Source organism: Stenotrophomonas sp. 63632_Sma (assembly GCF_056482875.1).
This window is the reverse complement of the sequence record NZ_CM151220.1, coordinates 4,516,698-4,539,718: the sequence shown is the minus strand read 5'-3', so window position 1 is coordinate 4,539,718 and position 23,021 is coordinate 4,516,698. Positions and strand designations below refer to the sequence as shown.

General features: G+C 67.4%; 20 protein-coding genes and 1 tRNA gene. 10 read left to right on the top strand and 11 right to left on the bottom strand.

The window, feature by feature from the left end; all coding sequences use genetic code 11:
• Nucleotides 1-23: 23 nt before the first annotated feature.
• Nucleotides 24-2,744 (top strand): bifunctional acetate--CoA ligase family protein/GNAT family N-acetyltransferase, encoded by a 2,721-nt coding sequence (locus ACZK45_RS21055; RefSeq protein WP_478445216.1) that lies wholly within the window; start codon nucleotides 24-26, stop codon nucleotides 2,742-2,744.
• A gap of 63 nt (nucleotides 2,745-2,807) precedes the next feature.
• Here ACZK45_RS21055 and ACZK45_RS21050 read toward each other — a convergent pair whose 3' ends face one another.
• A complete protein-coding gene (locus ACZK45_RS21050) occupies nucleotides 2,808-3,188 on the bottom strand; it encodes a YbjQ family protein (protein ID WP_478445215.1) in 381 nt (126 codons plus the stop codon).
• Between the two features lie 139 nt (nucleotides 3,189-3,327).
• Here ACZK45_RS21050 and ACZK45_RS21045 point away from each other — a divergent pair, with 139 nt between their 5' ends.
• Complete coding sequence (locus ACZK45_RS21045) at nucleotides 3,328-4,035, top strand: alpha/beta fold hydrolase (protein ID WP_478445214.1); 708 nt, start codon at nucleotides 3,328-3,330, stop codon at nucleotides 4,033-4,035.
• A gap of 113 nt (nucleotides 4,036-4,148) precedes the next feature.
• Here the strand turns inward: ACZK45_RS21045 and dkgB are convergent, their stop codons facing one another.
• The gene (gene dkgB / locus ACZK45_RS21040; RefSeq protein ID WP_125895752.1) at nucleotides 4,149-4,958 is read right to left on the bottom strand and encodes a 2,5-didehydrogluconate reductase DkgB; all 810 of its coding nucleotides are present in this window, start codon (nucleotides 4,956-4,958) and stop codon (nucleotides 4,149-4,151) included.
• A gap of 87 nt (nucleotides 4,959-5,045) precedes the next feature.
• A complete protein-coding gene (locus ACZK45_RS21035; RefSeq protein WP_478445213.1) occupies nucleotides 5,046-6,260 on the bottom strand; it encodes an MFS transporter in 1,215 nt (404 codons plus the stop codon).
• A 107-nt stretch (nucleotides 6,261-6,367) separates the two neighbouring features.
• Between ACZK45_RS21035 and ACZK45_RS21030 the strand changes: the two genes are divergently transcribed.
• Nucleotides 6,368-7,270 (top strand): LysR family transcriptional regulator, encoded by a 903-nt coding sequence (locus tag ACZK45_RS21030; protein ID WP_125895750.1) that lies wholly within the window; start codon nucleotides 6,368-6,370, stop codon nucleotides 7,268-7,270.
• Between the two features lie 72 nt (nucleotides 7,271-7,342).
• Here ACZK45_RS21030 and ACZK45_RS21025 read toward each other — a convergent pair whose 3' ends face one another.
• On the bottom strand, nucleotides 7,343-9,463 hold the full coding sequence (locus tag ACZK45_RS21025) for a methyl-accepting chemotaxis protein (protein ID WP_478445212.1): 2,121 nt from the start codon (nucleotides 9,461-9,463) through the stop codon (nucleotides 7,343-7,345).
• A gap of 183 nt (nucleotides 9,464-9,646) precedes the next feature.
• On the opposite strand from ACZK45_RS21025, the gene ACZK45_RS21020 reads away from it, so the two are divergent.
• On the top strand, nucleotides 9,647-10,102 hold the full coding sequence (locus ACZK45_RS21020) for an Rrf2 family transcriptional regulator (protein WP_121504148.1): 456 nt from the start codon (nucleotides 9,647-9,649) through the stop codon (nucleotides 10,100-10,102).
• Entirely contained in the window at nucleotides 10,092-10,997 is a 906-nt protein-coding gene (locus tag ACZK45_RS21015) for an NAD(P)/FAD-dependent oxidoreductase (protein ID WP_125895748.1), read from the top strand. Before ACZK45_RS21020 ends, ACZK45_RS21015 begins: the two co-directional genes overlap by 11 nt.
• A gap of 138 nt (nucleotides 10,998-11,135) precedes the next feature.
• Here the strand turns inward: ACZK45_RS21015 and ACZK45_RS21010 are convergent, their stop codons facing one another.
• From ACZK45_RS21010 to ACZK45_RS20995, 4 genes are all read right to left on the bottom strand, one after another.
• A complete protein-coding gene (locus ACZK45_RS21010) occupies nucleotides 11,136-12,356 on the bottom strand; it encodes an RtcB family protein (protein ID WP_182266905.1) in 1,221 nt (406 codons plus the stop codon).
• A gap of 56 nt (nucleotides 12,357-12,412) precedes the next feature.
• Complete coding sequence (locus tag ACZK45_RS21005) at nucleotides 12,413-13,537, bottom strand: slipin family protein (RefSeq protein ID WP_049398660.1); 1,125 nt, start codon at nucleotides 13,535-13,537, stop codon at nucleotides 12,413-12,415.
• 357 nt (nucleotides 13,538-13,894) lie between these two features.
• Nucleotides 13,895-13,968 (bottom strand) — tRNA-Thr (locus ACZK45_RS21000).
• A 646-nt stretch (nucleotides 13,969-14,614) separates the two neighbouring features.
• Nucleotides 14,615-15,571, bottom strand: a complete 957-nt coding sequence (locus tag ACZK45_RS20995) for an aldo/keto reductase (protein ID WP_049424161.1) — start codon at nucleotides 15,569-15,571, stop codon at nucleotides 14,615-14,617.
• A gap of 169 nt (nucleotides 15,572-15,740) precedes the next feature.
• Between ACZK45_RS20995 and ACZK45_RS20990 the strand changes: the two genes are divergently transcribed.
• The 4 genes from ACZK45_RS20990 (at nucleotide 15,741) to ACZK45_RS20975 (ending at nucleotide 18,122) form a co-directional block, all read left to right on the top strand.
• Nucleotides 15,741-16,598: a class I SAM-dependent methyltransferase gene (locus tag ACZK45_RS20990; RefSeq protein ID WP_423174963.1), complete on the top strand. Its 858-nt coding sequence runs from the start codon at nucleotides 15,741-15,743 to the stop codon at nucleotides 16,596-16,598.
• A 147-nt stretch (nucleotides 16,599-16,745) separates the two neighbouring features.
• The gene (locus ACZK45_RS20985) at nucleotides 16,746-17,066 is read left to right on the top strand and encodes a hypothetical protein (RefSeq protein ID WP_258015832.1); all 321 of its coding nucleotides are present in this window, start codon (nucleotides 16,746-16,748) and stop codon (nucleotides 17,064-17,066) included.
• Between the two features lie 135 nt (nucleotides 17,067-17,201).
• Nucleotides 17,202-17,453: a hypothetical protein gene (locus ACZK45_RS20980; protein ID WP_223224685.1), complete on the top strand. Its 252-nt coding sequence runs from the start codon at nucleotides 17,202-17,204 to the stop codon at nucleotides 17,451-17,453.
• Between the two features lie 129 nt (nucleotides 17,454-17,582).
• Nucleotides 17,583-18,122 carry a pseudouridine synthase gene (locus ACZK45_RS20975; RefSeq protein ID WP_125895755.1) on the top strand — a complete coding sequence of 180 codons (540 nt, stop codon included), beginning with the start codon at nucleotides 17,583-17,585 and terminating at the stop codon, nucleotides 18,120-18,122.
• Between the two features lie 94 nt (nucleotides 18,123-18,216).
• Here the strand turns inward: ACZK45_RS20975 and ACZK45_RS20970 are convergent, their stop codons facing one another.
• Together ACZK45_RS20970 and hrpB are read right to left on the bottom strand one after the other, a co-directional pair.
• Nucleotides 18,217-18,591 carry a hypothetical protein gene (locus ACZK45_RS20970; RefSeq protein WP_019336760.1) on the bottom strand — a complete coding sequence of 125 codons (375 nt, stop codon included), beginning with the start codon at nucleotides 18,589-18,591 and terminating at the stop codon, nucleotides 18,217-18,219.
• A 135-nt stretch (nucleotides 18,592-18,726) separates the two neighbouring features.
• Nucleotides 18,727-21,231: an ATP-dependent helicase HrpB gene (gene hrpB, locus ACZK45_RS20965; RefSeq protein ID WP_478445211.1), complete on the bottom strand. Its 2,505-nt coding sequence runs from the start codon at nucleotides 21,229-21,231 to the stop codon at nucleotides 18,727-18,729.
• A 67-nt stretch (nucleotides 21,232-21,298) separates the two neighbouring features.
• On the opposite strand from hrpB, the gene ACZK45_RS20960 reads away from it, so the two are divergent.
• Nucleotides 21,299-22,096, top strand: a complete 798-nt coding sequence (locus tag ACZK45_RS20960) for a TatD family hydrolase (RefSeq protein WP_346486290.1) — start codon at nucleotides 21,299-21,301, stop codon at nucleotides 22,094-22,096.
• 76 nt (nucleotides 22,097-22,172) lie between these two features.
• On the opposite strand, the gene ACZK45_RS20955 is transcribed toward ACZK45_RS20960, so the two are convergent.
• Nucleotides 22,173-23,003: a Rossmann-fold NAD(P)-binding domain-containing protein gene (locus ACZK45_RS20955; RefSeq protein WP_263010078.1), complete on the bottom strand. Its 831-nt coding sequence runs from the start codon at nucleotides 23,001-23,003 to the stop codon at nucleotides 22,173-22,175.
• Nucleotides 23,004-23,021: the final 18 nt, after the last annotated feature.

The following is a 23,021-nucleotide window of genomic DNA, read 5'->3' as shown; positions in this document are numbered from 1 at the left end:
CCTTTTTTGGGTACCGTAGGCGCATGAGTACCTACCACCTGCAGTCTGTGTTCCGTCCGCAGTCGGTCGCGGTGATCGGCGGCAGCCCGCGCGAGCGCTCGGCCGGGCGCGCGGTGATGCGCAACCTGCGCGGCACCGGCTTCCCCGGCAAGGTGGCCTGGATCAACCCGCGACACGCCGAGATCGATGGCATCCGCACGATCAAGCGGTTGAAGGATCTGGACTGGGTACCGGACCTGGTGGTGATCACCGCGCCGGCGTCGATCGTGCCGCAGGTGGTGCGCACCGCTGCCGAACGCGGCGTGCAGGCCGCAATCATCCTCACCGCCCACCTGGGTGAAGGCCCGGGCTCGCTGTCGGCGCAGGTGGAGGCGGTGGCGCGCAAGCATGGCCTGCGCATCCTCGGCCCACACTGCCTGGGTGTGATTGCACCGCACGCGCGGCTCAATGCCAGCATCGCCGCGCACTTCCCGCAGGCCGGCGACCTCGCGCTGATCTCCGAATCCTCGGCGATTGCGGCGGCGCTGGTGGAATGGGGTGTGGCGCGCTCGGTCGGCTTCTCCGCCGTGGTCTCGCTGGGCGACACGATGGACGTCGACTTCGGCGACCTGCTCGACTACTTCGCCACCGACTACCGTACCCGCGCCATCCTGCTCTATGTCGAGCAGATCAAGGATGCGCGCAAGTTCATGTCGGCCGCGCGTGCCGCCGCGCGTGCCAAGCCGGTGGTGGTGGTGAAGTCCGGCCGTGCCGAGCGCGTGCAGCCGGGCAGCCGCGATACCCATGTGCAGGCCCTGGCCCGCGCCGATGATGTGTACGGTGCTGCCTTCAACCGCGCCGGCCTGCTGCGCGTGGGGGCGCTGGACGAGCTGTTCACCGCCGCCGAGTCGCTGGGTCGGTTGGGGACGTTCCCCGGTCGCCGCCTGGCCATCCTCAGCAACGGTGGTGGCGTGGGTCGCCTTGCGGTGGACCAGTTGATCGCGCTGCGCGGCACGCTGGCCAACCTGTCCGACAGCACCGTCGAGAAGCTCGACGCGGTGCTGCCGCAGGGCTGGTCCCGCAGTAATCCGGTCGACATCGTGGTCGACGCCGATGGTGACCGCTATGCCGCGGCCATCGAAGCGCTGCTGGCCGACAACGAGAATGACGCGGTGATGGTGGTGAACGTGCCGACCGCGTTCACCTCATCGGCGGACGCCGCGCAGGCGCTCACCCGCACGCTCGGCCTGCGGCCGCGCCATCACCGCGACAAGCCGGTCTTCGCGGTGTGGCTGGGCAACGACGATCAGGCCACCGCCACGCTCAACGCGGCACGCGTGCCGACCTATCCGACCGAAGCCGAGGCGGTACGCGGCTTCCAGCATCTGGTGCGCTACCGCGAAGCGCAGAACGCGTTGATGGAAACGCCGCCCAGCCTGCCGCAGGATTTCAGTGTCGACACGGCCGCCGCGCGCGCACTGGTCGATGCCGCGCTGGCCAACGGCCAGCAGTGGCTGGACCCGCTGGCCACGCATGAACTGCTGAAGGCCTATGGCATTCCCTCCGCGCCGGTGATGCATGCGCGCGATGCGCACGAGGCGATGGACCTGGCGCAGCCGCTGCTGGAGCGCGGTGCCACGGTCGCACTGAAGGTTCTCTCGCCGGATATTCCGCACAAGTCGGAAGTGGATGGCGTGCGCCTCAACCTGTCCACGCTGCCGGCGGTGCAGAGCGCGGCCAACGCGATCCTGTCGCGCGCACGCCAGCTGCGGCCGGATGCACGCATCGATGGCCTGCTGGTACAGCCCACCATCGTCCGCCCGAAGGCGCGCGAACTGATCGTCGGCATCGCCGATGACGCGACGTTCGGTCCGGTGATCGTGGTCGGTCGCGGCGGCACTGCCGTCGAAGTGATCAACGACAAGGCACTGGCGCTGCCGCCGCTGGACCTGCGCCTGGCCCATGAGCTGATCGGCCAGACCCGCGCCTCGCGCATCCTCAAGGCTTACGGTGACGTGCCGGCGGCTGACGAGCGCGCACTGGCGCTGGCGCTGGTGAAGCTGGCACAACTGGCTGCCGATATCCCCGAAGTGCGCACGCTGGACATCAACCCGCTGCTGGTCGACGGCAAGGGCATCCTCGCCCTCGATGCCCGCGTAGCGGTGGCACCGTCGCGCATTCTGCACAAGGGCCGCGGCCATCCGCGTTTCTCTGTGTTCCCGTACCCGAAGGAGTGGGAGCGCACCATCGAGCTGTCCGATGGCGGCCGTGCCTTCGTGCGCCCGGTGCGGCCGGAGGACGACGCACTGTTCCGTGCGTTTTTCGCCCGCGTCAGTGACGAGGATCTGCGCCTGCGTTTCTTCCAGTCGGTGAAGCACTTCAGCCACGAGTTCATCGCGCGCCTGACCCAGCTCGATTACGCACGCTCGATCGCGCTGGTGGCGATCGAACCGCGCAGCGGCGAAATGCTGGGCGCGGTACGCCTGCACGCCGATGCCGATTACCACCGTGGCGAGTACGGCATCCTGATCCGTTCGGACCTGAAGGGCCACGGCATCGGCTGGCGGTTGATGGCGATCATGATCGAGTACGCCAAGTGGCTGGGCCTGGACGTGGTCGAAGGCCAGGTGCTGCGCGAGAACAGCACCATGCTGGCGATGTGCCAGAGCCTGGGCTTCAAGACCAGGCTGGATCCAGACGATCCGACGGTGATGATGGTGACCCTGCCGGTGCAGCAGGTCGAGGTGCCGGCACCGGACTTGTAGAGTCGAGCTTGCTCGACTGTCGCCATCGGGAAGCAGTCGAGCAAGCTCGACTCTACGGCCAGGTTAGCGGAGGGGCTCCACCACCACCGCCGTGCCATAGCACAGCACCTCGGTCAGCCCGGTCATCACATCGGTGGCGTCGTAGCGCATGCCGATGATGGCGTTGGCGCCCAGCTGCCGCGCGTGCTTGACCATGTCGCGGTAGGTTTCCTCGCAAGCCTGTTCGCACAGTTCGGTGTAGATGGTGATGTTGCCGCCGAAGATCGTCTGTATACCGCCGAGGAAATTGCCGACGATCGAGCGCGAGCGCACGGTGATGCCGCGGACCACACCCAGATTGCGCACGACGCGATGGCCGGGCAGCTCGAAGGCGGTGGTGACCAGCGCATCGTCGAAGCGCAGCGCGGGCGGGGAAGGGGAGCCGCTGTTGTAGGGGTCTGCCATGGTCGCGTCCGTGTCGTTGCTTTCTGTAGAGTCGAGCCATGCTCGACTGGCTGTGGCGCAGTCGAGCATGGCTCGACTCTACAACGCAGCCGCCCGTTGCGGCATGGCTCCGTCACCGTGATGGCGCGACAATACCCCCATGACCAACCGTATCCCCCTGTTGCTACTGCCCGGCCTGCTCAACGATGCCGAGCTGTGGCGCTCACAGCTGGCTGACCTGGCCGACATCGCCGATTGCACGGTGGGCGACCAGACCCGCGGCGAAACCCTGCAGGGCGTAACCGAGGACGTGCTGGCGCAGGCGCCGGAGCGCTTTGCGCTGGCCGGTTTCTCGCTGGGCGGTTTCGTCGCCCAGCAGATCCTGCGCATCGCGCCGGAACGTGTGCTGCAGCTGGCGCTGATCGATACCTCGATCCATGCCGATTCGCCGGAACGTGCCGAGCAGCGCCGCAGCCAACGTGCCAGCGTGCGCTTGCCGGGAAAATTCCACGGCTTCGGTGACGTGCTGATGCGCAGCTACATCGATGCTTCTCGGCTGGATGACTACGTGCTGGTGCAGCGTGTGCGCGACATGACCGGGCGGTTGGGCGCCGAAGTGTTCCTGCGCCAGAGCGCGCTGGAGCGCCGCGACGGCCATGACGTGCTGGCCGGCTACCGCGATCCGCTGCTGATCGTCTGCGGTGCGAACGACCGCATCACGCCGCTGGCGGTGAGCGAGGAGATGCACGCCCTGGTGCCGCACTCGCAGCTGGTGGTGGTGCCCGATTGCGGGCACCTGGCACCGATGGAAAAGCCGGACGAGGTCAGTGCGGCCATGCGTGGGTGGTTGCTGCAAGGCGAGGGATAGCGCTGCCTTGGGTAGGTGCCGACCCTGGTCGGCACGATGTGTCATCGACTGACCAGAGGCCAGTGCCGACCATGGTCGGCACCTACGATTCCGATACGTAACCCCAGTTGGGATCAATCCCAGGCCGGGGCAATCCCTTCCGGATTCGCGAGGCGATGGCCGCGATCCAGCTTGGCGATCTGCGCCATGTCTTCGTCGGTCAGGCGTACGGCCGCTGCTTCCAGGTTGGCTGCCAGGTTTTCGCGCTTGGTCGACGACGGAATGACCGAGAAGCCCTGCTGCAGCGCCCACGCCAGCGCAACCTGCGCCGGCGTAGCCTGGTGACGGCCGGCAATGGCCTGGATCACCGGGTCCTTCAGCACTTCGCCATAAGCCAGACTCATGTAGGCGGTGATGTGGATGCCGTTGTCCTGCAGGAACTTCACCAGCAGGCGGTTCTGCAGGTACGGGTGGATCTCGATCTGGTTGGTGGCGATGGCTTCGGCGCCGAGGATCTCGATCGCCTTGCGGGTCTGCGCGATGGTGAAGTTGGAGATGCCGATCTCGCGGGTCAGCCCCTGCGCCTTGGCCTCGGCCAGTGCCGGCAGGTATTCCTCCATCGGCACGTCGACCTTGTCATTCGGTGACGGCCAGTGGATCAGCGCCAGGTCGACGCGGTCGGTGCGCATCTTCTCGAGGCTGGTACGCAGGCTGGCCAGCAGCGCATCGCGCTTGAACTCGGTGATCCACACCTTGGTGGTCAGGTACAGATCATCACGCGGCACGCCCGACTCGGCGATGGCCTGGCCGACTTCGGCTTCATTGCCGTAGATCTGCGCGGTATCGATGGCGCGGTAGCCGACCTCCAGCGCATTGCGCACCGAGTCGATCACGGTCTGGTCTTTGAGGCGGAAGGTGCCGAGACCGAAAGCGGGGACAGTCATGGGAAGCTCCAACGGGGGAAGGGAGTAGCAGAGGGAAGAGGGTAGGACAGGCACCGTATGCATGCCGGCAACGGTGCATTGCATGGATCAATGCGCGGTGGCGGCAATGCCGTCGGCGCGGTGGTCGACGCCATCGCGGCGGTCGAGGCAGCCACTGAGCACGGTCAGCGCGTAGGCCAGTACGACCACCAGCGCGCCCAGCCAGGGCGTATGCATCAGGCCGATGTGCTCCACCACCAGGCCACCCAGCGAGGCGCCCATGGCGATGCCGACGTTGAACGCGGCGATGTTCAGGCCCGAGGCCACGTCGGTGGCCTGCGGCGCGTAGCGCTGCGCCTGCTTGACCACATACACCTGCAGCGCCGGCACGTTGCCGAATGCCACCGCACCCAGCGCCAGCACCGTCAGCAGCATCAACCAGGTGTTGTAGGCCGTGAACGTGAGGACGAACAGCACCAATGCCAGAAGTCCGAAGATGCGCTTCAGCGCGGGCACCGGGCCCATGCGGTCGGCCATGCGCCCGCCCCACAGGTTGCCGATCGCCACCGATACGCCGTACACCAGCAGCACCAGGCTCACGGCGTTGGCCGGAAGGCCGGTGACGTCCTGCAGGATCGGCGCCAGGTAGGTGAAGGCCAGGAAGGTGCCACCGTAGCCCAGCGCGGTCATCGCATAGACCAGCAGCAGGCGTGGCTGGCCGAGCACGGCAAGCTGCTGGCGGAGGCTCGCCGGCGCACTCTGCGGCAGGTTGCGCGGTACGAACAGCAGCGCGCCGATCAGGGCGACCACGCCGAGGCCGGCCACCGCCAGGAAGGTCGCGCGCCAGCCCAGATGCTGGCCGATGAAGGTGCCCAGCGGCACGCCGGTCACCAGCGCCACGGTCAGGCCGGTGAACATGATGGCGATCGCGCTGGCCGCCTTCTCCTTCGGCACCACGGCGGTGGCGATGATCGCGCCGATCGAGAAGAACACGCCGTGCGCCAGGCCGGTGAGGATGCGGGCGATGATCAGCGAGGTATACCCGGGTGCCATCCAGGCGACGACATTGCCGAGCGTGAACAACACCATCAGCGCCACCAGCAGTTGCTTGCGCGGTACGCGTCCGGTCAGCGCAGTCAGCACCGGCGCACCGATGGCCACGCCCAGCGCGTACAGCGAGACCAGCAGGCCGGCCGAGGGCAGGCTGACCTGCAGGTCGCCGGCGATGGTCGGGATCAGGCCGACGATGACGAATTCGGTGGTGCCGATGGCGAAGGCACCGAGGGTCAACGCCAGCAGGGCGAGGGGAATGCCACGGGTCATGACAGGGTCCAGCAGGAGGAAGAGGCTGCGCAGTCTGCGCCGCCGACCTTTGCCGAAAAACTGGTCTTCACGCCAATCACTATTGCTGTGCAGTCAATAATAGGGGCATGAAGACCACTCTCGATGAAATGCAGGCGTTCCTTTCGGTGATCGACAGCGGCTCGATCAGTGCCGCCGCCGAGCAGCTGGGGCAGACGCCCTCGGGCGTGAGCCGCGCCCTGGGGCGGCTGGAGGACAAGCTGGGGATCACCCTGCTGACCCGTACCACCCGCCGCCTGCACCTGACCGCCGAGGGCGAGGCGTTCCTGCGCCATGCGCGCGCGATCATCGATGCGGTGGAATCGGCCGAGGAACAGATGGCGGCGCGCCGCGAACGCCCGGCGGGGCGCCTGCGCGTGGATGCGGCGATGCCGTTCGTGCTGCACGTGATCGCGCCGCTGGTGGCAGGCTATCGCGCGCGTTACCCGGAAGTGCAGCTGGAGTTGAACAGTTCCGACCGCTACATCGACCTGCTCGAACGGCGCACCGATCTGGCGATCCGGATCGGCCCGCTGGCCGACTCCACCCTGCATGCGCGGCTGCTGGGCCGCTGCCAGCTGCGGCTGGTGGCCAGCCCGGACTACCTGGCCAGGCACGGCGAACCGGCCAGCGTCGCCGCACTGGGCCAGCACACGCTGCTCAGCTTCAACGAGCCGGAATCACTCAACCGTTGGCCGCTGCCCGGAGAGTCGGATGGGCTGCTGCTGGTGCGGCCGGATATCGCCGTGTCCAGTGGCGAGACGTTGCGCCGGCTGGCGGTGGAAGGTGTGGGCATCACCTGCCTGTCCGACTTCGTCACCGATCGCGACCGCAGCGCCGGCACCCTGGTGCAGGTGCTGGCGGGGCAGACGCTGGATGTGTACCAGCCGATCCATGCAGTGTACTACCGCAACACCGCCGTATCGTCGCGGATCAGCTCGTTCGTGGATTACCTGGCCGACGCGATGGCGCAGAGCGATTACGTGCGCTGAGGTTGCTTAAGCCGGCGGTACGCTACCGCTCATCGCATGGGTAGTGTAGGCCGCTGGTAGCAACCGGATCAATCAGGCCGCGCGCGCCAACGCGTCCTTCGCCGCTGTTGTGGTCGACAGATCGAACACATCCACCGCGTCGATCAAGCGGTTCGCCTGTTGTTCCAGGCTGCGTGCGGCGGCACTGGCTTCCTCCACCAGCGCGGCGTTCTGCTGGGTGGTGCCATCCATCTGGATCACGGTCTGGCTGACCTGCTCGATACCCGCGCTCTGCTCCTGCGAGGCCGCGGAAATCTCGGCCATGATGTCGGTCACGCGCTGCACCGATGCCACGATCTCGGCCATGGTGTCACCGGCCTCGCGCACGCGCTGTGCACCGTGCCCGACCTGTTCCACCGACGCTTCGATCAACGCCTTGATCTCTTTCGCGGCCGCCGCCGAGCGCTGCGCCAGCGTGCGTACTTCACTGGCGACCACCGCGAAGCCGCGGCCCTGCTCGCCGGCACGCGCGGCTTCCACTGCCGCGTTCAGCGCCAGGATGTTGGTCTGGAACGCGATGCCATCGATCACGCTGATGATCTCGGCGATCTGCCGCGACGAGGTTTCGATCGCGCTCATCGTCGTCACCACCTGGCCGACCACGTTGCCGCCCTGCGAGGCGACCGTGTGCGCGCCGATCGCCAGCTGGTTGGCCTGGCGTGCGTGCTCGGCGTTCTGGCGCACGGTGGAGGTCAGTTCTTCCATCGACGCGGCGGTTTCTTCCAGATTGGCCGCCTGCTGCTCGGTACGGCGCGACAGATCATTGTTGCCGGCGGCGATCTCTGCAGCCGCAGTGTGGATGTTGCCGGAGGCGTGCTTGATGTCGGTGACGATGGTCGCCAGCTGCGCGGCGGTGGTGTTGGCATCGCCGGCGATGCGCGCGAACACGCCCTGGAAATCGCCATGCATGCGCGCGCCGAGGCGGCCATCGGCAATCGCGCGCAGCATGCTGGAGACCTCGCCGAGGTTCAGTTCGGTCGTCTGCATCAATCGGTTCAAGCCGTCGACCATCGCGCGGAAGTCATGCTCGAAGCGCGCGCTGTCGCCACGCTGGCTGAAGTCACCCCTGGCAGCGGCTTCGGCCAGGCGGCGGATCTCGCCATTGATCGTGCCCAGATTGGCCTTGGCGGTATCCAGTGCGTCGGTGATCACCGCCTTCTCGCCGGGCAGGCGTTCCATGTCCTGGCTGAGGTCACCGATGGCGTAACGGCCCATGATCGCAATCGCGCGCAGCTTCACCTGGATGTGCGCATCGACCAGCGCGTTGCTGTCGGCCACCATCGTGCCGAATGCGCCGGGGAAGGCACTGGCATCCATGCGGTGGCTGATGGTGCCGGCTTCATGCGCCTGTGCCATCGTGGCCTGCGCATCGAGCACGCCGCGCAGTGTGGACTGCACCGCCTGCATGGCCTGCGCGAGCCGACCGATCTCATCGCGGCTGCGCACCTGCACAACATGCTGCAGATCACCGGCGGCCACTGCACGCGCAGCGGCTTCCACCGCCAGCACCGGCTGCACCACCGCACGCCGCAGCCACCAGCCCAGGCCCATCAGCAGCAGCACGGCGGCCAGCACGGTCAGCGCCGCGCACAGCAGCAGCGTCTGCCGCGCCTGCTGCGAACGGGCCGCTACCGCCGCTTCGGCCACCTGCGTGGCGTGCGTACTCAACGCATCCAGCGCGGTTGCCACCGGGCGGTCCTTGCCGCGCACGAGGTTGTCGCCGGCGGCGGGATCGTAGCTGGCCTCGGCGAACGCCTGCAGCGCCGCGTGATAGTCCTGCTGCAGCTGCGCATGCAGGCCGATGAAGGCCTGCGCCAGTTCGCGCGTGCGTGCATCCGGGCTGCTGACCAGGCCCTTGGCCAGCTGCTCGACCAGACGACCCTCGCTGTCGAAGGCGTCCAGGTGGCGTTGGCGCAACGCGTCGTCGTGGCCGCGCAGCAGCACGTTCTTCCATTCCTGCACCTGGCCGCGGAACTCGCGCTGCAGGCGTTCGGCATCGCGGCTGTGCGCGACTTCGGGTGGAATCTCGGTGGACAACTTCAACCAGGCGGAGGCCAGGCCGGCCAGAGCGCACAGCAGGACCACAGCCAGACCAACAGAAACCGCGCCGAGCAGCTTGGACTGCAGGCGCGGAGCACGGACAGACGCATTCATGGGGAAGAACTCTCGGGAAGGGGCACTGCGGTATCGACCCGCTGCGCACGCCCTGAAGTGGGATGTTGATCACATTCGCGTTTCGTTTAGTGATGTGAAGGAGATGTTTCATAGGACAGATGTGTCCATATGGAACGAAAGCAGACCCTCGACAGAGGAATTAAATGTAACTAATGTTGTTACATGAAATCCGCGAACCCCCTCTCCGACGCCCTGCACGTGATGGCGCATCTGGTCGGCCATGCCGCCCCGCGCACGTCCGAACAGCTGGCGTCGTGCCTGCCGACCCATCCGGTGGTGATCCGTCGTCTGCTGGCACAGCTGCACAAGGCCGGCCTGGTGCGCAGCACCCGTGGTCACGGCGGCGGCAGCGTGCTGGCACGCGATGCCGCGGCGATCACCCTGCATGACATCTACCTGGCGGTGGGCGCACCGCCGCTGGTCCAGGTCGGCGCTCGCGATTCCGGCGGTGGCTGCCCGATCCAGCAGCTGGTCAACAGCGCCCTGCTCGAAGGCGCGCGCGAGGCGCAGCGGCTGCTTGAGCAGCGCCTGCAGGCGACCACGCTGGACCAGCTCGGCGCCGACTTCGCCCGCCATCTTGCCCATCACCGTTCCCTGGAAGGTCACCATGAATCCTGATGTGCTCATCGTCGGCGGCAGCTACGCCGGCATTGCCGCCGGCCTGATCCTGGCCCGTGCCCGTCGCCCGGTCACCGTCATCGATGCCGGTTCACCGCGCAATCGCTTCGCCAGTCATTCGCACGGGGTGCTGGGGCTGGATGGCATCAGTGGCGCCGAGCTGCTGAAGACCGCGCGTCAGCAGCTGTTGGACTACCCCACGGTGCGTTGGGTGCATGCCGAAGTGGAGCACGCCCGCACCACCGCCGAAGGCGTGGAAGTGCGTACCGCCGATGGCCAGGTGCTGGCCGCGCGCAAGCTGCTGCTGGCCAGCGGCATCGCCGACCAGCTGCCGGAACTGCCCGGACTGGCCGAGCGCTGGGGCAGCACCGTGCTGCACTGCCCCTACTGCCACGGCTATGAAGTCGGTGGTGGTGCCATCGGCCTGCTCGGCGGCCATCCGATGTCCGCCAGCAAGGCGCCGCTGTTCGCCGACTGGGGCAATGTCACGTTCTTCAGCTTGGGTCTGGAGATCACCGATGAGGAACGCGCCGCCATGCAGCAGCGTGGCGTGCACATCGAGACGTCACCCGTGCTGGGTGTGCAGGGCGACCAGCCGACCTGGCTGGAAGTGGAGCTGGCCGATGGCCGCCGCATCGCACAGCGTGCGCTGTTCGTGCCGGCTACCCAGGCGATGGCCACGCCGCTGGTGCAGCAGCTGGGGTGCACCTTGGTCGAGAGCCCGCTGGGGGTGCTGATCGAGGTCGACATGATGAAGCAGACCTCGGTGCGGAACGTGTACGCCGCAGGCGATGCGACCACGGTTGGCAACATCACCCTGGCCACCGCCGAGGGCGTGCGTGCGGGGATCGGCGTGCATCATGCGCTGGTGGCCGAGGACAGCGTGCCGCGCTGACCCCCGACGCGACGTGCTGCTCTGGTAGATGCCGACCTTGGTCGGCGCCGTTTCATCCACGCATGGCGTGGATCTACTGCAGGGTGGTCGGGCACCATTGAGGCACGGTGGGTGCCGGCCGAGGCCGGCACCGTTCCATCATCCCTTCACGCACAGCACCTGGCGCAGCGTGTGCACCACGTCGACCAGGTCCAGCTGTGCGGCCATTACATCGTCGATCGACTTGTACGCGGCCGGCGACTCATCCAGCACGCCGCTGTCCTTGCGGCATTCCACATGCGCGGTGGCCTCGCGGTGCTGGGCCAGCGTGATCTGCTGGCGCGCAGCGCCACGGCTCATCACCCGGCCGGCACCATGGCTGCAGCTGTGGAAGCTGTCCGCGTTGCCCTTGCCACGCACGATGTAGCTGCGCGTGCCCATGCTGCCGGGAATGATGCCCAGCTCGCCCTCGCGGGCACTCACTGCACCCTTGCGCGTAACGAGCAGCTCCTGGCCGTGGTGCGTCTCCTTCTGCACGTAGTTGTGGTGGCAGTTCACCGCCATCGCCGCCAGCTGGAACTTCGGCAGCCGGTGGCGCATCTCGGCCAGCACCCGCGACATCATTGCCTCGCGGTTGTGCCGGGCGTAGTCCTGCGCCCACGACACTGCTTCGACGTAGTCATCGAACAGCGGCTCGCCTTCCATGAAGAACGCCAGGTCCTTGTCCGGCAGGTGGAAGCCGAGCACACGGCGCGCAAGCTCTTCGCGCGCCTTCTCGATGAAGTAGGTGCCGATCAGGTTGCCGGTGCCGCGAGAACCGCTGTGCAGCATCACCCACACCGTGTCCGTCTCGTCCAGGCACAGTTCGATGAAGTGGTTGCCGCCGCCCAGCGTACCCAGCTGGCGATCCAGCTTGTCGGTGCGGATCCTGCGGTGCTTGTCCTTGATGTTCTCCAGGCCGGCGGCCAGCCCGGATTGCACCAGCCGGGTGTGGATGCTGTCGGGCATGCGGTGATGCTCGCCGCCGCGTCCGTTGCCGACCGGGATGCTGCGCTCGATGCTGTTGCGCAGCTGCCGCAGGTCATCGGGCAGGTCGTTGGCACGCAGCGTGGTACGCACCGCCGCCATGCCGCAGCCGATGTCGACGCCGACCGCGGCCGGGATGATCGCACCGCGGGTCGGGATCACCGAGCCCACGGTCGCGCCCTTGCCCAGGTGCACGTCCGGCATCACGGCCACCCACGGCCCAACGAATGGGATCGCGGCGATGTTGCGCAGCTGCTCATGCGCCTGCGCTTCCAGCGGCACACCGTTGACCCAGCCCTTGATCGGCGTGGTGCCCTCGGCGTGCAGCCATTGATAGTTGTGTTGAGTGTCCATGTCTTCGTGTATGTCCTTGATGGGCCGGCGGCGCGTCCCTGCGCCGCCGCGACCCCCTACCTGATCGTCACCAGCTGCTTCAGCACGCCATCCAGGCCGCCGAACACGGTGAGCTTGTCGATCTTCTCGGTGACCTTCTCCAGTGCCTCCAGCTCCTTCAAGCGCATCAGCACCGGGTTGTCCTCGATCAGCTTTGCGGTGTTGAGCTGCGAACGCGTGGCGTTGGCCTCTTCGCGACGGCGGATCACGCTGGCCTGGGCCTGCTTCTCGGCCAGCACCACACCGTTGAGGATCTCCTTCATCTCACCCGGCAGGATCACGTCCTTGATGCCCACGCCGAGCAGCCGCACGCCGTGGCCCTCGATCGCTGCCTGCACATGGGCGGCGATCTCGCCGTCCAGTGCCGCCTTGTCACCCAGCAGCTCGTCCAGGCTGCGCGCGGCAATCGCCTGGCGCAGGCCGAACTGCAGCTGCCGGTAGACGAACTCATCGGCATTGCTGAGCGTGCGGTGTGCACGCACCGGGTCGACCACCTGCACGGTCGCGGCCAGGTTCACCCGCAGGGTCACCTTGTCGCGGCTGAGCAGTTCCTGGCCGGACACGTCCAGCGAACGCGCACGCAGCTCCACACGCTCCACCGACACGTTGCCGTTGAAGTTCCAGAACGCGTGCAGGCCGGCGTCCAGCGTCTGTCGCAGCGTGCCATCGATGAACAGCAGGCCGACCGACTCGCTCGGCACGGTGCTGATCACTGCCACACGCGGCAGCACGCCCAACTGGCCCAGGCGCTGCTGCACGTCCGCCGGAATGCGCGGCTCGTCACCCAGCGCCATCACGCGCACCTGGGTGTCGACCGAACCCCGCCAGTACAGACGGCGGCTGCCCGGCGGCAGCACTTCATCGATGCGGCCGTTGCGCAGCAACAGGCCGACCTCGCTGGCGCCGACGTTGGCCAGCACGAAGTGCGTGTCCAGCTCGGTGCCCAGCGCTTCGATCAGGCTGTCCTGGTCGCTGCCGGTATAGGCCGCGCCCTTCGATGCGGTGTGGATGTCCACGTGCGGGCGGCCGCCGAACGGCGACAGGCGGTGCACGCCCGGCAGCAGGATCTGCTGGAAACGACGGTTGCGATACACCAGGCCGCGCTCGCCGTCGCCGATCACGACCTTGATGGTCCAGAACATGGGAGTCTCTCCTTGTATGGCTCTGGTGGTTCGACCCGATGGGAATGAATCGCCATGACCCGGGTCGATCAGGTCGTGGCGAGTCCGCCTGCACACCACGTGCAGGCAGCGGAAGAGGGCGGCCATCGGCGGACGGTCCGCGCGCGGAGCCTTCGGTGCACCGGCACGGCTGCCATCGTCGTTCCCGGCAGGCAGCACCGGTGCGGAACGTGGCTGGCAGTGGCGGCGGGCCGGGGCCCGGCGTGCGGTCCGTTGCCTTCCACGTTCCTGCCCGAAGGCGTTGTCCGTGGACGGCGACGATGGCCGCTGGGGCTTGCGCCCCGGGTGTTGCTTCAAGTCATGACGTGACAGGTCATGTGGTTTGGAGTGGGAATCGAACCCACGACAGACGGATTACGGATCCGTTGCTCTGACCAAGCTGAGCTATCCAGTTGGGGACCGCGCGGAATCGAACCGCGTACCGGCGAACCGATGCCTGCTTCCAGCAGGCGATCCAGGCGATGGCATGTCCGCGACCTCCGGCATACGCCACGGCAACGCCGCGCGCACCAGCCCGTGGTGGAAACGGGCCCTTTGAGAATCGAGGGTGCAGGCCATCGACATTATCGCGAGCGATAATGTTTTGATGCGATGCAGATAATGTCCAGGCGTCGCCACTCGCGCGAAGTAAATCCTTCGGCGGAGCGGAAAAAACCTGTGTCAGTGAGCGGCGGGTTGCCGCGCGGGGTGCAGTTCTGGCATCGCGGGTCCTTGTGCCGACGCAAACGAAAACGCCCCCGGGACTTGCGTTCCGAGGGCGTCGTCAGGCCTCGGAGATCGGGGTGGCCGATCTCCGCAGGGCGGGTATCAGGCCGTTGTCAGCTGGTCTTCCTTGCCGAACGCGCGCGCCAGCACGTCCATGCGCAGGCATGGCAGCAGTTTGGCGATGGCGACGGAATGCGCGTTCAAGGGAAGTTTCCAGTGGTTGTTGAAACGAGGTGCGCACGATAAACCACGATTTACTCGCGCGCAACCATTTTGTTCAATTATTTTCTTCTTTACCGCGCAATGCCGGCCAGCGGCCGGCACTACCGGGTCTCAAGCTTCCGTGCTGGCGGCATCCAGCTGCGCGACATCCTGCACGCTCAGCGACACGTTGGCTGCGGCCAGCAGATCGTGCAGCTGCTCGACGCTGGTGGCGCTGACGATCGGCGCGGTGATTGACGGCCGTGCGATCTGCCATGCCAGTGCGATCTGCGCGGCACTGGCGTTGTGCTTGCTGGCCACGTCATCCAGTGCCTGCAGGATGCGCAGGCCACGCGGATTCAGATAGCGCTTCACCACGTTCTCGCCACGCGCCGGGCTCTTGGCCGCATCGGCCGGCGTGCGGTATTTGCCGCTGAGGAAGCCACTGGCCAGCGCGTAGTAGCCGATCACCCCGATCTGTTCGCGCTGCACCAGCGGTTCCAGTTCCTTTTCGTAGCCGGCGCGGTCATACAAGTTGTACTCCGGCTGCAGGGTTTCGTAGCGTGGCAGTTTGTAGTCGGTGGATACCTTCAGCGCATCGGCCAGGCGCGTGGCGCTGTAGTTGGAGGCACCGATCGCACGCACCTTGCCGGCTTCGATCAGCCGGCCGAATGCGGCCAGGGTCGCTTCCAGCGGCGTTGACTCGTCATCCTCGTGGGCCTGGTACAGATCGATCACGTCGGTCTGCAGGCGGCGCAGCGAATCTTCCACCGCGGCGTTGATGTTGTCCGGGGTCAGGCCGGGGCGCTCGGCCCACTTGGCCACCTTGGTCGCCAGCACCACCTTGTCGCGCTTGCCGCTGCGGGCAAACCACTTGCCGATCAGCGTTTCCGATTCGCCGCCGGCATTGCCCGGCACCCAGGCCGAATACACATCGGCGGTGTCGACCAGGTTGAAGCCGGCATCGACGAAGGCATCGAGCAGGGCGAAGCTGGCCTTCTCATCGGCGCTCCAGCCGAACACGTTGCCACCGAAGGCGAGCGGACGTACATGCAGGCCGGAACGGCCCAGTTCGCGGGTTGCCGTCATGGGCACGGACTCCTTGGGGGAAGTGTTCCAGAATAGAACGCGTTGTGTGACCGTGCTGCGGCGGTGACCACAAAACAGTGTTCCGCGATACGCACGCAGCTAACGTTTTGTGAACACCTGGGACGCCGCGGCTGCTAGTCTCGCCGCATCTTCCGCTGGAGTCGCTCCGATGATGCCTGCTTCGTCCCTGCGTGGTTGCCGCCTGCTGCTTGCTTCGGCCCTGCTTGCCGCTGTTCCCGCGTTCGCCGCACCGGCCACGGTGGCACCGGCGAAGATCCAGGTGTCACCGGCCATCGATGCGGCGGTGAAGGCGTCGACCCGTGATGCCAACAACGTCAAGCGCGATGGCTTCCGTCATCCGGCGCAGACGCTGTCGTTCTTCAAGGTGACGCCGGAAAAGACCGTCATCGAGATCACCCCCGGCAACGGCTGGTACTCGGAAATCCTGGCGCCGCTGCTGCAGGACAAGGGCCACTATGTTGCCGCCGTGGTCGACCCGATGGCGGTGCCCGAGGGCCGCGGCCGTGACTACCAGCAGCGCAGCCGCGACAGCCTGGAAAAGAAGTACGCCGGTGCGCCGGCACAGTTCGGCAAGACCGCCGTGGTCGCCTACGATCCGGCCAAGCCGGTGTTCGGCCCGGCCAGTTCAGCCGACGTGGTGCTGACCTTCCGCAACGTGCACAACTGGCGCAAGGCCGGCCAGGCGCAGGGCATGTTCCAGGGCTTCTTCAACGTGCTCAAGCCGGGCGGCGTGCTCGGCGTGGTCGAGCATCGCGCCAAGGCCGATGTGGTCGACGACGATGACACCGGCTATGTCGGCCAGCAGCAGGTGATCGCGATGGCCGAGGCCGCCGGCTTCAAGCTGGACGCGCGCAGCGAGGTCAATGCCAACCCGCGGGACACCAAGGACCACCCGAACGGCGTGTGGACGCTGCCGCCGACCAACCAGCACGACAAGGCAGATGATGCGAAGTACCAGGCCATTGGCGAAAGCGACCGCATGACCCTGCGCTTCATCAAGCCGTAAGAGGGGTGCCGGGCTGGCGCATGTTGACTCTGTAGAGCCGAAGGCAGCGGCAGGAGCCGCTGCCAACGTCGCGGGCGACGGCCCGAAGGGTGCCGGTCAGGACGGCCGGCATCGTCCCTGCTCGGCTCATCGCGCGTAGCGCGGCGCATGGCTGGTCCCAAGACCGGCCATGCGCCGGAATTCGATCGTATGCAAGGACATGAATTGTTAAAGAAGGTCTTTTACATCGCTGTCGCGGTGCTGGTGCTGGGGCGGTTGATCGATTTTGTGTTCTACGGTGGTCATGCCCACGATCTGATGGCGACGGTAGGGTTTGCCGTGCTGTTCGCGGGTGCCATTCTGGAGGAACGTTCGCGCAAGGCCGACCCGCCGGCCGCAGGCCTGCGGCGCCGGGCCAATGTCATCGCCGCGTGCGGCATCGCACTGGTGCTGGGCTCGTTCCTGCTGGAATGGAAGGTTTTCGGCTGAGCCGGCCGAGATTGGGGCGGCAGGAAAGCGCAGCCGCAACCACGCTCACCGCGCGCAGCGCAACGTATGGCTGGCCCCAGGTCCGGCCATGCGCCGGAGTCCAATCGAATTCAAGGACATGGACCGTTGAAGAAGGTGCTGTATATCGTCATCGCGGTGCTGGTGCTGCCGAGGCTGTATGACTTTGTGTACCACGGTGGGCATGCTTACGACCTGCTGGGAGCGACGGGTTTTGCGGTGCTGTTCTTTGGCGGGGTGCTGGACGAACGCGCCCGCATGACCTGTCCGCCACCCGCGGCCCTGCGTCGCCGGGCCAATGTCGTCACGGCATGCGGTTTCGTGTTGGTGCTGGGGTCGTTCCTGCTGCAGTGGAAGGTATTCGGCTGAGCCCTTCGTGTTCGTGGTCGCAGGAAAGCGCAGCCGGGCATGGGCTATGCCGGCCGACTTGACCGGCACCTTTCGAGCCGCCGCAAGCGGCATGGGACAATGCCCCACCCGCCGCCTGCCGTGCCCGCAATGCTGATCGCCTTCAACAAGCCCTTCAACGTGCTCTGCCAGTTCACCGACCGCAGCGTGCCGCCGCGGCCGACCCTGGCCGGGTTCGGCCTGCCGCCGCGCGTGTATGCCGCCGGTCGCCTGGACCATGACAGCGAAGGCCTGCTGCTGCTGACCGACAACGGTACGCTGGCGCACAAGCTGACCGACCCGAAGCACAAGGCTGACAAGACCTACTGGGTGCAGGTGGAAGGCATGCCCAGCGACGAACAGCTGCAACAGCTGCGCGACGGCGTGGTGCTCAATGACGGGCCGACCCTGCCGGCGAAGATCGAGCGCCTCGATCCGGCGCCGTCGCTGTGGACACGCGATCCGCCGGTGCGCTTCCGCAAGACCGTGCCTGACAGCTGGTTGGCGATCACGATCCGGGAAGGCCGCAACCGGCAGGTGCGGCGGATGACCGCGGCGGTGAGCCTGCCGACGCTGCGGCTGGTCCGCGTGTCGATGGGGCCTTACCGGCTGGACGACCTGCAGCCGGGGCAGTGGCGGCAGATCGGTTGATGCAGAAAGGGCCGGATACCTTCCGGTGTCCGGCCCTCATGTAGTGCCTTGGGGTCAGAGTCCTTCCTGTGGAAAGGATCCGACCCCGGCAGGCTCAGGCGTCGCTGCCGATATCGCTGTGCTCGTCCACCACGGTGTCGTTGCGGCGGTCACGTGCGTTGATCCGCTGCGCCTGCCCATTCACCACGTGGCCATTGGCGGCCTTCTTCTTCTGCTGCTTGCGGTACAGCGCGTAGCCGAGCAGGCCTACACCGACCGCAGCGGCGGCCACGGCCACTGCCGGATTGCGGCGCACGAACTTGGTTGCGGCCTTGCCGCCGGTCTTCACTGCGCCGATGGCGGCGCCGGTCTTGATCCAGTCCGCATTGCGCAGGCTGCCACCGGCGCTCTTCAGGCCATCGCCGGCGGTGTGGGCCAGCTCCAGGGCGCGCTCCAGAGCGCGGTCGGTGATTACGGTCAGCTTGCTCATGCGGGGGTCCTTTGCCTCGGGTCGAAGTCCAGTGTCGCGTGTTGCCCGTAAACGGTATGTCAGTCGAGGTCACACGTGGCGTGACTTTACCGCAGCCATTCAGGATCAGGCAGGGTCCGCAGCCGGCCCCACCGGTCAGGTCCCGCGCGGCTTGGCCCGATGGGTGGCCGTCGCCGTCCACGGGTCATCCGGCCACGGATGGCGCGGGTAGCGGCCCTTCATTTCCTTTTTCACTTCCGCGTAGGTGTTTTCCCAGAAATTGCGCAGGTCCTGGGTGACCTGCAGTGGGCGGCCACCGGGCGAGAGCAGGTGCAGGGTAAGCGGCACGCGGCCGTCGGCGATGCGCGGGGTGTCAGCCAGGCCGAACAGTTCCTGCAGCTTCACCGCCAGCACCGGCGGCAGCGGTTCGCCGCTCTCGCTGTCCAGCGCGTAGGTGATCGGCCGCTCCAGCCCGGAGGGCACGGTGATGCGGGTCGGTGCATGACGCTCGACCAGCTGACGCTGTGACCACTCCAGGGGCGACTTCAGCGCTTCGCCGAAGCTGGACTCGTCCAGCGCATCCAGGCGCGTCTTGCCGGCGAACGCAGGCTGCAGCCATTGCGCACGCGTGGCCAGCAGGGCGTCGTCGCTGCAGTCGGGCAGGCCGAGTTCGGGCATCCAGCGCCGCAGCGACTCCACGCGTGCCTGCCATTGGCGCAGGCCTTCGGTCCACGGCAGCGCCTGCAGGCCGAGTTCGGCCACCGCGTCGGTCAGCGCCTGTGCGGCGTGCTGCGGATCAACCCGCCCGGCCGAGCGGCTGTCCAGCACGATGCGGTCGAAACGGGTCTCGCGCAGTGCCACCAGGGCGCGACGCTCGCTGTCCCAGCGCACCACATCCTCGGTCACGAAGCGCTCCGGCCACGCCTTGCGCAGCTGGCCCTCGTCCACCGGTGCGGCACGCAGCAGCAGCGCGTCGCGTGCCTCGAAGCGCAGTTCACTGGCTACCAGCCACGGCTCGCCACGCAGGTCGCTCAGCTCGTGCAGGCGTGCGCTGCGACCGTTGGCCAGCAGGTAGCGCAGTGGGTCGCTGGGGTGCTGGACACCGATGCGGTCGGGGAAGGCGTGCGCGAGCAGGTCACCGAGTTCATGGGCTTCGATGCTGGCCGGCGGTGCGGCATCGCAGCGCAGGCGGCGACGCCATTGTTTGGCGGCGGCATCGATCGCGGTCAGGCCGCTGCGGTTGGCGTCGCCCGGTGCGCGGCCATTGCGGAATGCCGCCAGCGCACGCCAACGCGCGGCCAGCGCATCACCGCCCTGGCGCAACGGATCGCGCGCCTCCAGCAGGGCGGCCAGATCGGCGGCCAGCGCCTGTGCGCGGGCATCGGACGCGGCCAGCAGCATCGCCGCCATCCGCGGATGCGTGCCCAGCGCCAGCACACGGCGGCCAAGTGCGGTGATCGCACCGCTGCTGGACAGCGCGCCGAGCCGCTGCAGCAGTTCGCGGGCGGCACCCATCGGGCCGGCCGGTGGCGGATCGAGGAAGCGCAGGTCGCTGCTGCCCCAGGCGGCCAGTTCCAGCGCCAGTCCGGCCAGCTCGACCTGATCGATTTCGGCGCGGCGCTGCGGCTCCAGCCGCTGCGACTGCGGCCACAGCCGCCACGCCACGCCCTCGGCGACACGGCCGGCGCGGCCCGCGCGCTGGTCGGCCGATGCCTGCGCGATGGCCACCACGTCCAGCCGGGTGAAGCCGCTGTTGGGGTCGTAGCGCGGCTCGCGCGCCTGGCCGCTGTCGATCACCACGCGCACGCCCGGCAGCGTCACCGAGGACTCGGCCACGTTGGTGGCCAGCACCACGCGCCGACGACCATCACTGGCCGCCTGCAGGACCCGCGCCTGCTGCTCCACCGGCAGTTCACCGTGCAGGGCCAGCACTTCGACGCCGGCATCCAGCGATTCCTGCAGCCCGGCCTGCACCCGCGCGATCTCGCGCTGGCCGGGCAGGAACACCAGCAGGTCACCGGGATGTTCTCCCAAGGCCTGCTGCACCGCGCGGCGAACCTGCAGTTCCAGCGCCTCATCGCGGCGCGCCGGGAAATGGCTGACCGTCACCGGGTAGCTGCGGCCTTCGCTGCTCAGCCGCGGCGCATCGAGGAAGCGTGCCAGCCGTTCGCCATCCAGCGTTGCCGACATCACCACCAGGCGCAGGTCATCGCGCAGCTGTGCCTGCACGTCCAGCGCCAGTGCCAGGCCGAGATCACCGCTGAGGTGGCGTTCGTGGAATTCGTCGAACAGGATCGCGCCGACCTCTTCCAGCATCGGGTCGTCCTGCAGCATGCGGGTCAGGATGCCTTCGGTAACCACCTCGATGCGGGTGCGCGACGAGACCTTGTTCTCGAAGCGGATGCGGTAGCCGACGGTGCCGCCCACCTCTTCGCCCAGCTGCCGCGCCATGAACAGCGCGGCGCTGCGTGCGGCGACCCGGCGCGGTTCCAGCAGGATGATCTTCCGCCCCTGCAGCCACGGTGCATCGAGCAGCGCCAGCGGCACCTGGGTGGTCTTGCCGGCGCCGGGCGGTGCCTCCAGCACCAGTCGTGGCTGCGCGGCGAGGTGCCGCTGGATCTGCGGCAGCAGCGGGGAAATCGGGAAGAGCGGCGCGTTCATGTGTAAAGGATAAGGGGCCACGGCGGGCGCAGGTACAATGCGCGGGCACTTTTCCCCCGCGATGACCATGCACCTGATCGATATCGGCGCCAACCTGACCCACGACTCCTTCGACCGCGACCGCGATGCCGTGCTGGACCGCGCGCGCCAGGCCGGCGTGGTGCAGATGGTCATTACCGGCGCCAGCCGCGAGCACTCGCCGCTGGCCGTGCAGCTGGCGCAGCAGCATCCTGGTTTCCTGTATGCCACCGCCGGCGTGCACCCGCACCACGCTGTGGAATACACCGAGGAATGCGATGCCGAGATGCGCGCGCTGCATGCGCACCCGGAAGTGGTGGCGGTGGGCGAGTGCGGGCTGGACTACTTCCGTGACTTCTCTCCGCGCCCGGCCCAGCACCGCGCGTTCGAGCGCCAGCTGCAGCTGGCCGCAGACAATGGCAAGCCGCTGTTCTTGCACCAGCGCGACGCGCATGCCGATTTCATGGCACAGATGAAGAACTTCGAGGGCCGCATCGGCCCGGCAGTGGTGCATTGCTTCACCGGTGAGCGCGACGAGCTGTTCGACTACCTGGACCAGGACTGGCACATCGGCATCACCGGCTGGCTGTGCGACGAACGCCGTGGCGCGCACCTGCGCGAGCTGGTGAAGAACATCCCGGCCAACCGCTTGATGATCGAGACCGACGCGCCGTACCTGCTGCCGCGCACGCTGAAGCCGATGCCGAAGGACCGCCGCAACGAACCGATGTTCCTCTCGCACATCGTGGAAGAACTGGCGCGTGACCGTGGTGAAGACGTGGCGGTGACCGCCGCGAATGCAACTGCCGCGACGCGTGCGTTCTTCCGCCTGCCGGACGCGGGTTGATCAGGTAGTGCCGGCCGCTGGCCGGCAGCAGCATGAACGCCGCAAACATCGCGCGGTTGCCGGCCAGCGGCCGGCACTACCGGAGCAGGTCGCGCAGGCCCTCACGGTAGCTGGGGAAGCGCGGCTCCCAGCCCAGCGCCTCGCGCGTACCGGTGCTGTCGATGCGCTTGTTGCTCTCGTAGAAGCGCCGCAGCGTCGGGCTGAGTGCAGGGTCGTCCCATGCCACTGCAGGTGGCATCGCAAAGCCGCCCAGCTGCGCGGCGAAGGCCAGTACCTCCTGCGATGGTGCCGGCTCGTCATCGGCTGGCAGATACAGCCCATCCACGCACGGCCGCTGCATCGATGCGATAACGACCGTTGCCAGGTCATCCACGTGCAGGCGGTTGAACACCAACCCTGGACGCACTACGTGGCGCGCACGTCCCTGTGCCAGCTGCAGCAGCGCATTGCGTCCCGGCCCGTACAGGCCGGGCAGGCGGAATACCGCCGAGGCGATACCGCGCTGCTCCGCCAGCGCACGCCACTGGTCCTCGGCGCGTCTGCGTTGCATGCCGGTCGTTTCAGTGGCATCGGCCACGCTGGTTGCGTTGATCCAGCCGCCGGCCCGATCGGCATAGACCGACGTGGATGACAGATAGCCCACCCAGTGAAGTGCTGGACTTTCCTGCAGTGCCGGCAGCAACAGACGCAGTGCCGGGTCACCCTCGGCATCGGGCGGCACGCTGCACAGCACGGCCTCGGCCTGCGCGATCTCACCGAGCAGAGCGGGCGATGGCGTGTCGTCGGCACGTAGCTGATGGCGCAGCAGGCCATCGTGCGGTGCTGATGCCAGGTCGCGCACCGTGCCGACCACGTGTACGCCCAACGCCCGCAGATGCGTGGCCAGCACGCACCCGCTCCAGCCCATGCCGAGGATCAACACCCG

Bases quoted from the DNA above. Each gene is read 5' to 3' on its own strand.
- ACZK45_RS20990 (WP_423174963.1), top strand. From the start codon at position 15,741: ATGATGCCTGCTTCGTCCCTGCGTGGTTGCCGCCTGCTGCTTGCTTCG.
- ACZK45_RS21045 (WP_478445214.1), top strand. From the start codon at position 3,328: ATGACCAACCGTATCCCCCTGTTGCTACTGCCCGGCCTGCTCAACGAT.
- ACZK45_RS20975 (WP_125895755.1), top strand. From the start codon at position 17,583: ATGCTGATCGCCTTCAACAAGCCCTTCAACGTGCTCTGCCAGTTCACC.
- ACZK45_RS20995 (WP_049424161.1), bottom strand. From the start codon at position 15,571: ATGACGGCAACCCGCGAACTGGGCCGTTCCGGCCTGCATGTACGTCCG.
- ACZK45_RS21035 (WP_478445213.1), bottom strand. From the start codon at position 6,260: ATGACCCGTGGCATTCCCCTCGCCCTGCTGGCGTTGACCCTCGGTGCC.
- ACZK45_RS20970 (WP_019336760.1), bottom strand. From the start codon at position 18,591: ATGAGCAAGCTGACCGTAATCACCGACCGCGCTCTGGAGCGCGCCCTG.
- ACZK45_RS20960 (WP_346486290.1), top strand. From the start codon at position 21,299: ATGCACCTGATCGATATCGGCGCCAACCTGACCCACGACTCCTTCGAC.
- ACZK45_RS21030 (WP_125895750.1), top strand. From the start codon at position 6,368: ATGAAGACCACTCTCGATGAAATGCAGGCGTTCCTTTCGGTGATCGAC.
- dkgB (WP_125895752.1), bottom strand. From the start codon at position 4,958: ATGACTGTCCCCGCTTTCGGTCTCGGCACCTTCCGCCTCAAAGACCAG.
- ACZK45_RS21015 (WP_125895748.1), top strand. From the start codon at position 10,092: ATGAATCCTGATGTGCTCATCGTCGGCGGCAGCTACGCCGGCATTGCC.
- ACZK45_RS21050 (WP_478445215.1), bottom strand. From the start codon at position 3,188: ATGGCAGACCCCTACAACAGCGGCTCCCCTTCCCCGCCCGCGCTGCGC.
- ACZK45_RS20985 (WP_258015832.1), top strand. From the start codon at position 16,746: ATGGCTGGTCCCAAGACCGGCCATGCGCCGGAATTCGATCGTATGCAA.
- ACZK45_RS21025 (WP_478445212.1), bottom strand. From the start codon at position 9,463: ATGAATGCGTCTGTCCGTGCTCCGCGCCTGCAGTCCAAGCTGCTCGGC.
- ACZK45_RS20955 (WP_263010078.1), bottom strand. From the start codon at position 23,003: ATGGGCTGGAGCGGGTGCGTGCTGGCCACGCATCTGCGGGCGTTGGGC.
- ACZK45_RS21055 (WP_478445216.1), top strand. From the start codon at position 24: ATGAGTACCTACCACCTGCAGTCTGTGTTCCGTCCGCAGTCGGTCGCG.
- ACZK45_RS21005 (WP_049398660.1), bottom strand. From the start codon at position 13,537: ATGTTCTGGACCATCAAGGTCGTGATCGGCGACGGCGAGCGCGGCCTG.
- ACZK45_RS21010 (WP_182266905.1), bottom strand. From the start codon at position 12,356: ATGGACACTCAACACAACTATCAATGGCTGCACGCCGAGGGCACCACG.
- hrpB (WP_478445211.1), bottom strand. From the start codon at position 21,231: ATGAACGCGCCGCTCTTCCCGATTTCCCCGCTGCTGCCGCAGATCCAG.
- ACZK45_RS21020 (WP_121504148.1), top strand. From the start codon at position 9,647: ATGAAATCCGCGAACCCCCTCTCCGACGCCCTGCACGTGATGGCGCAT.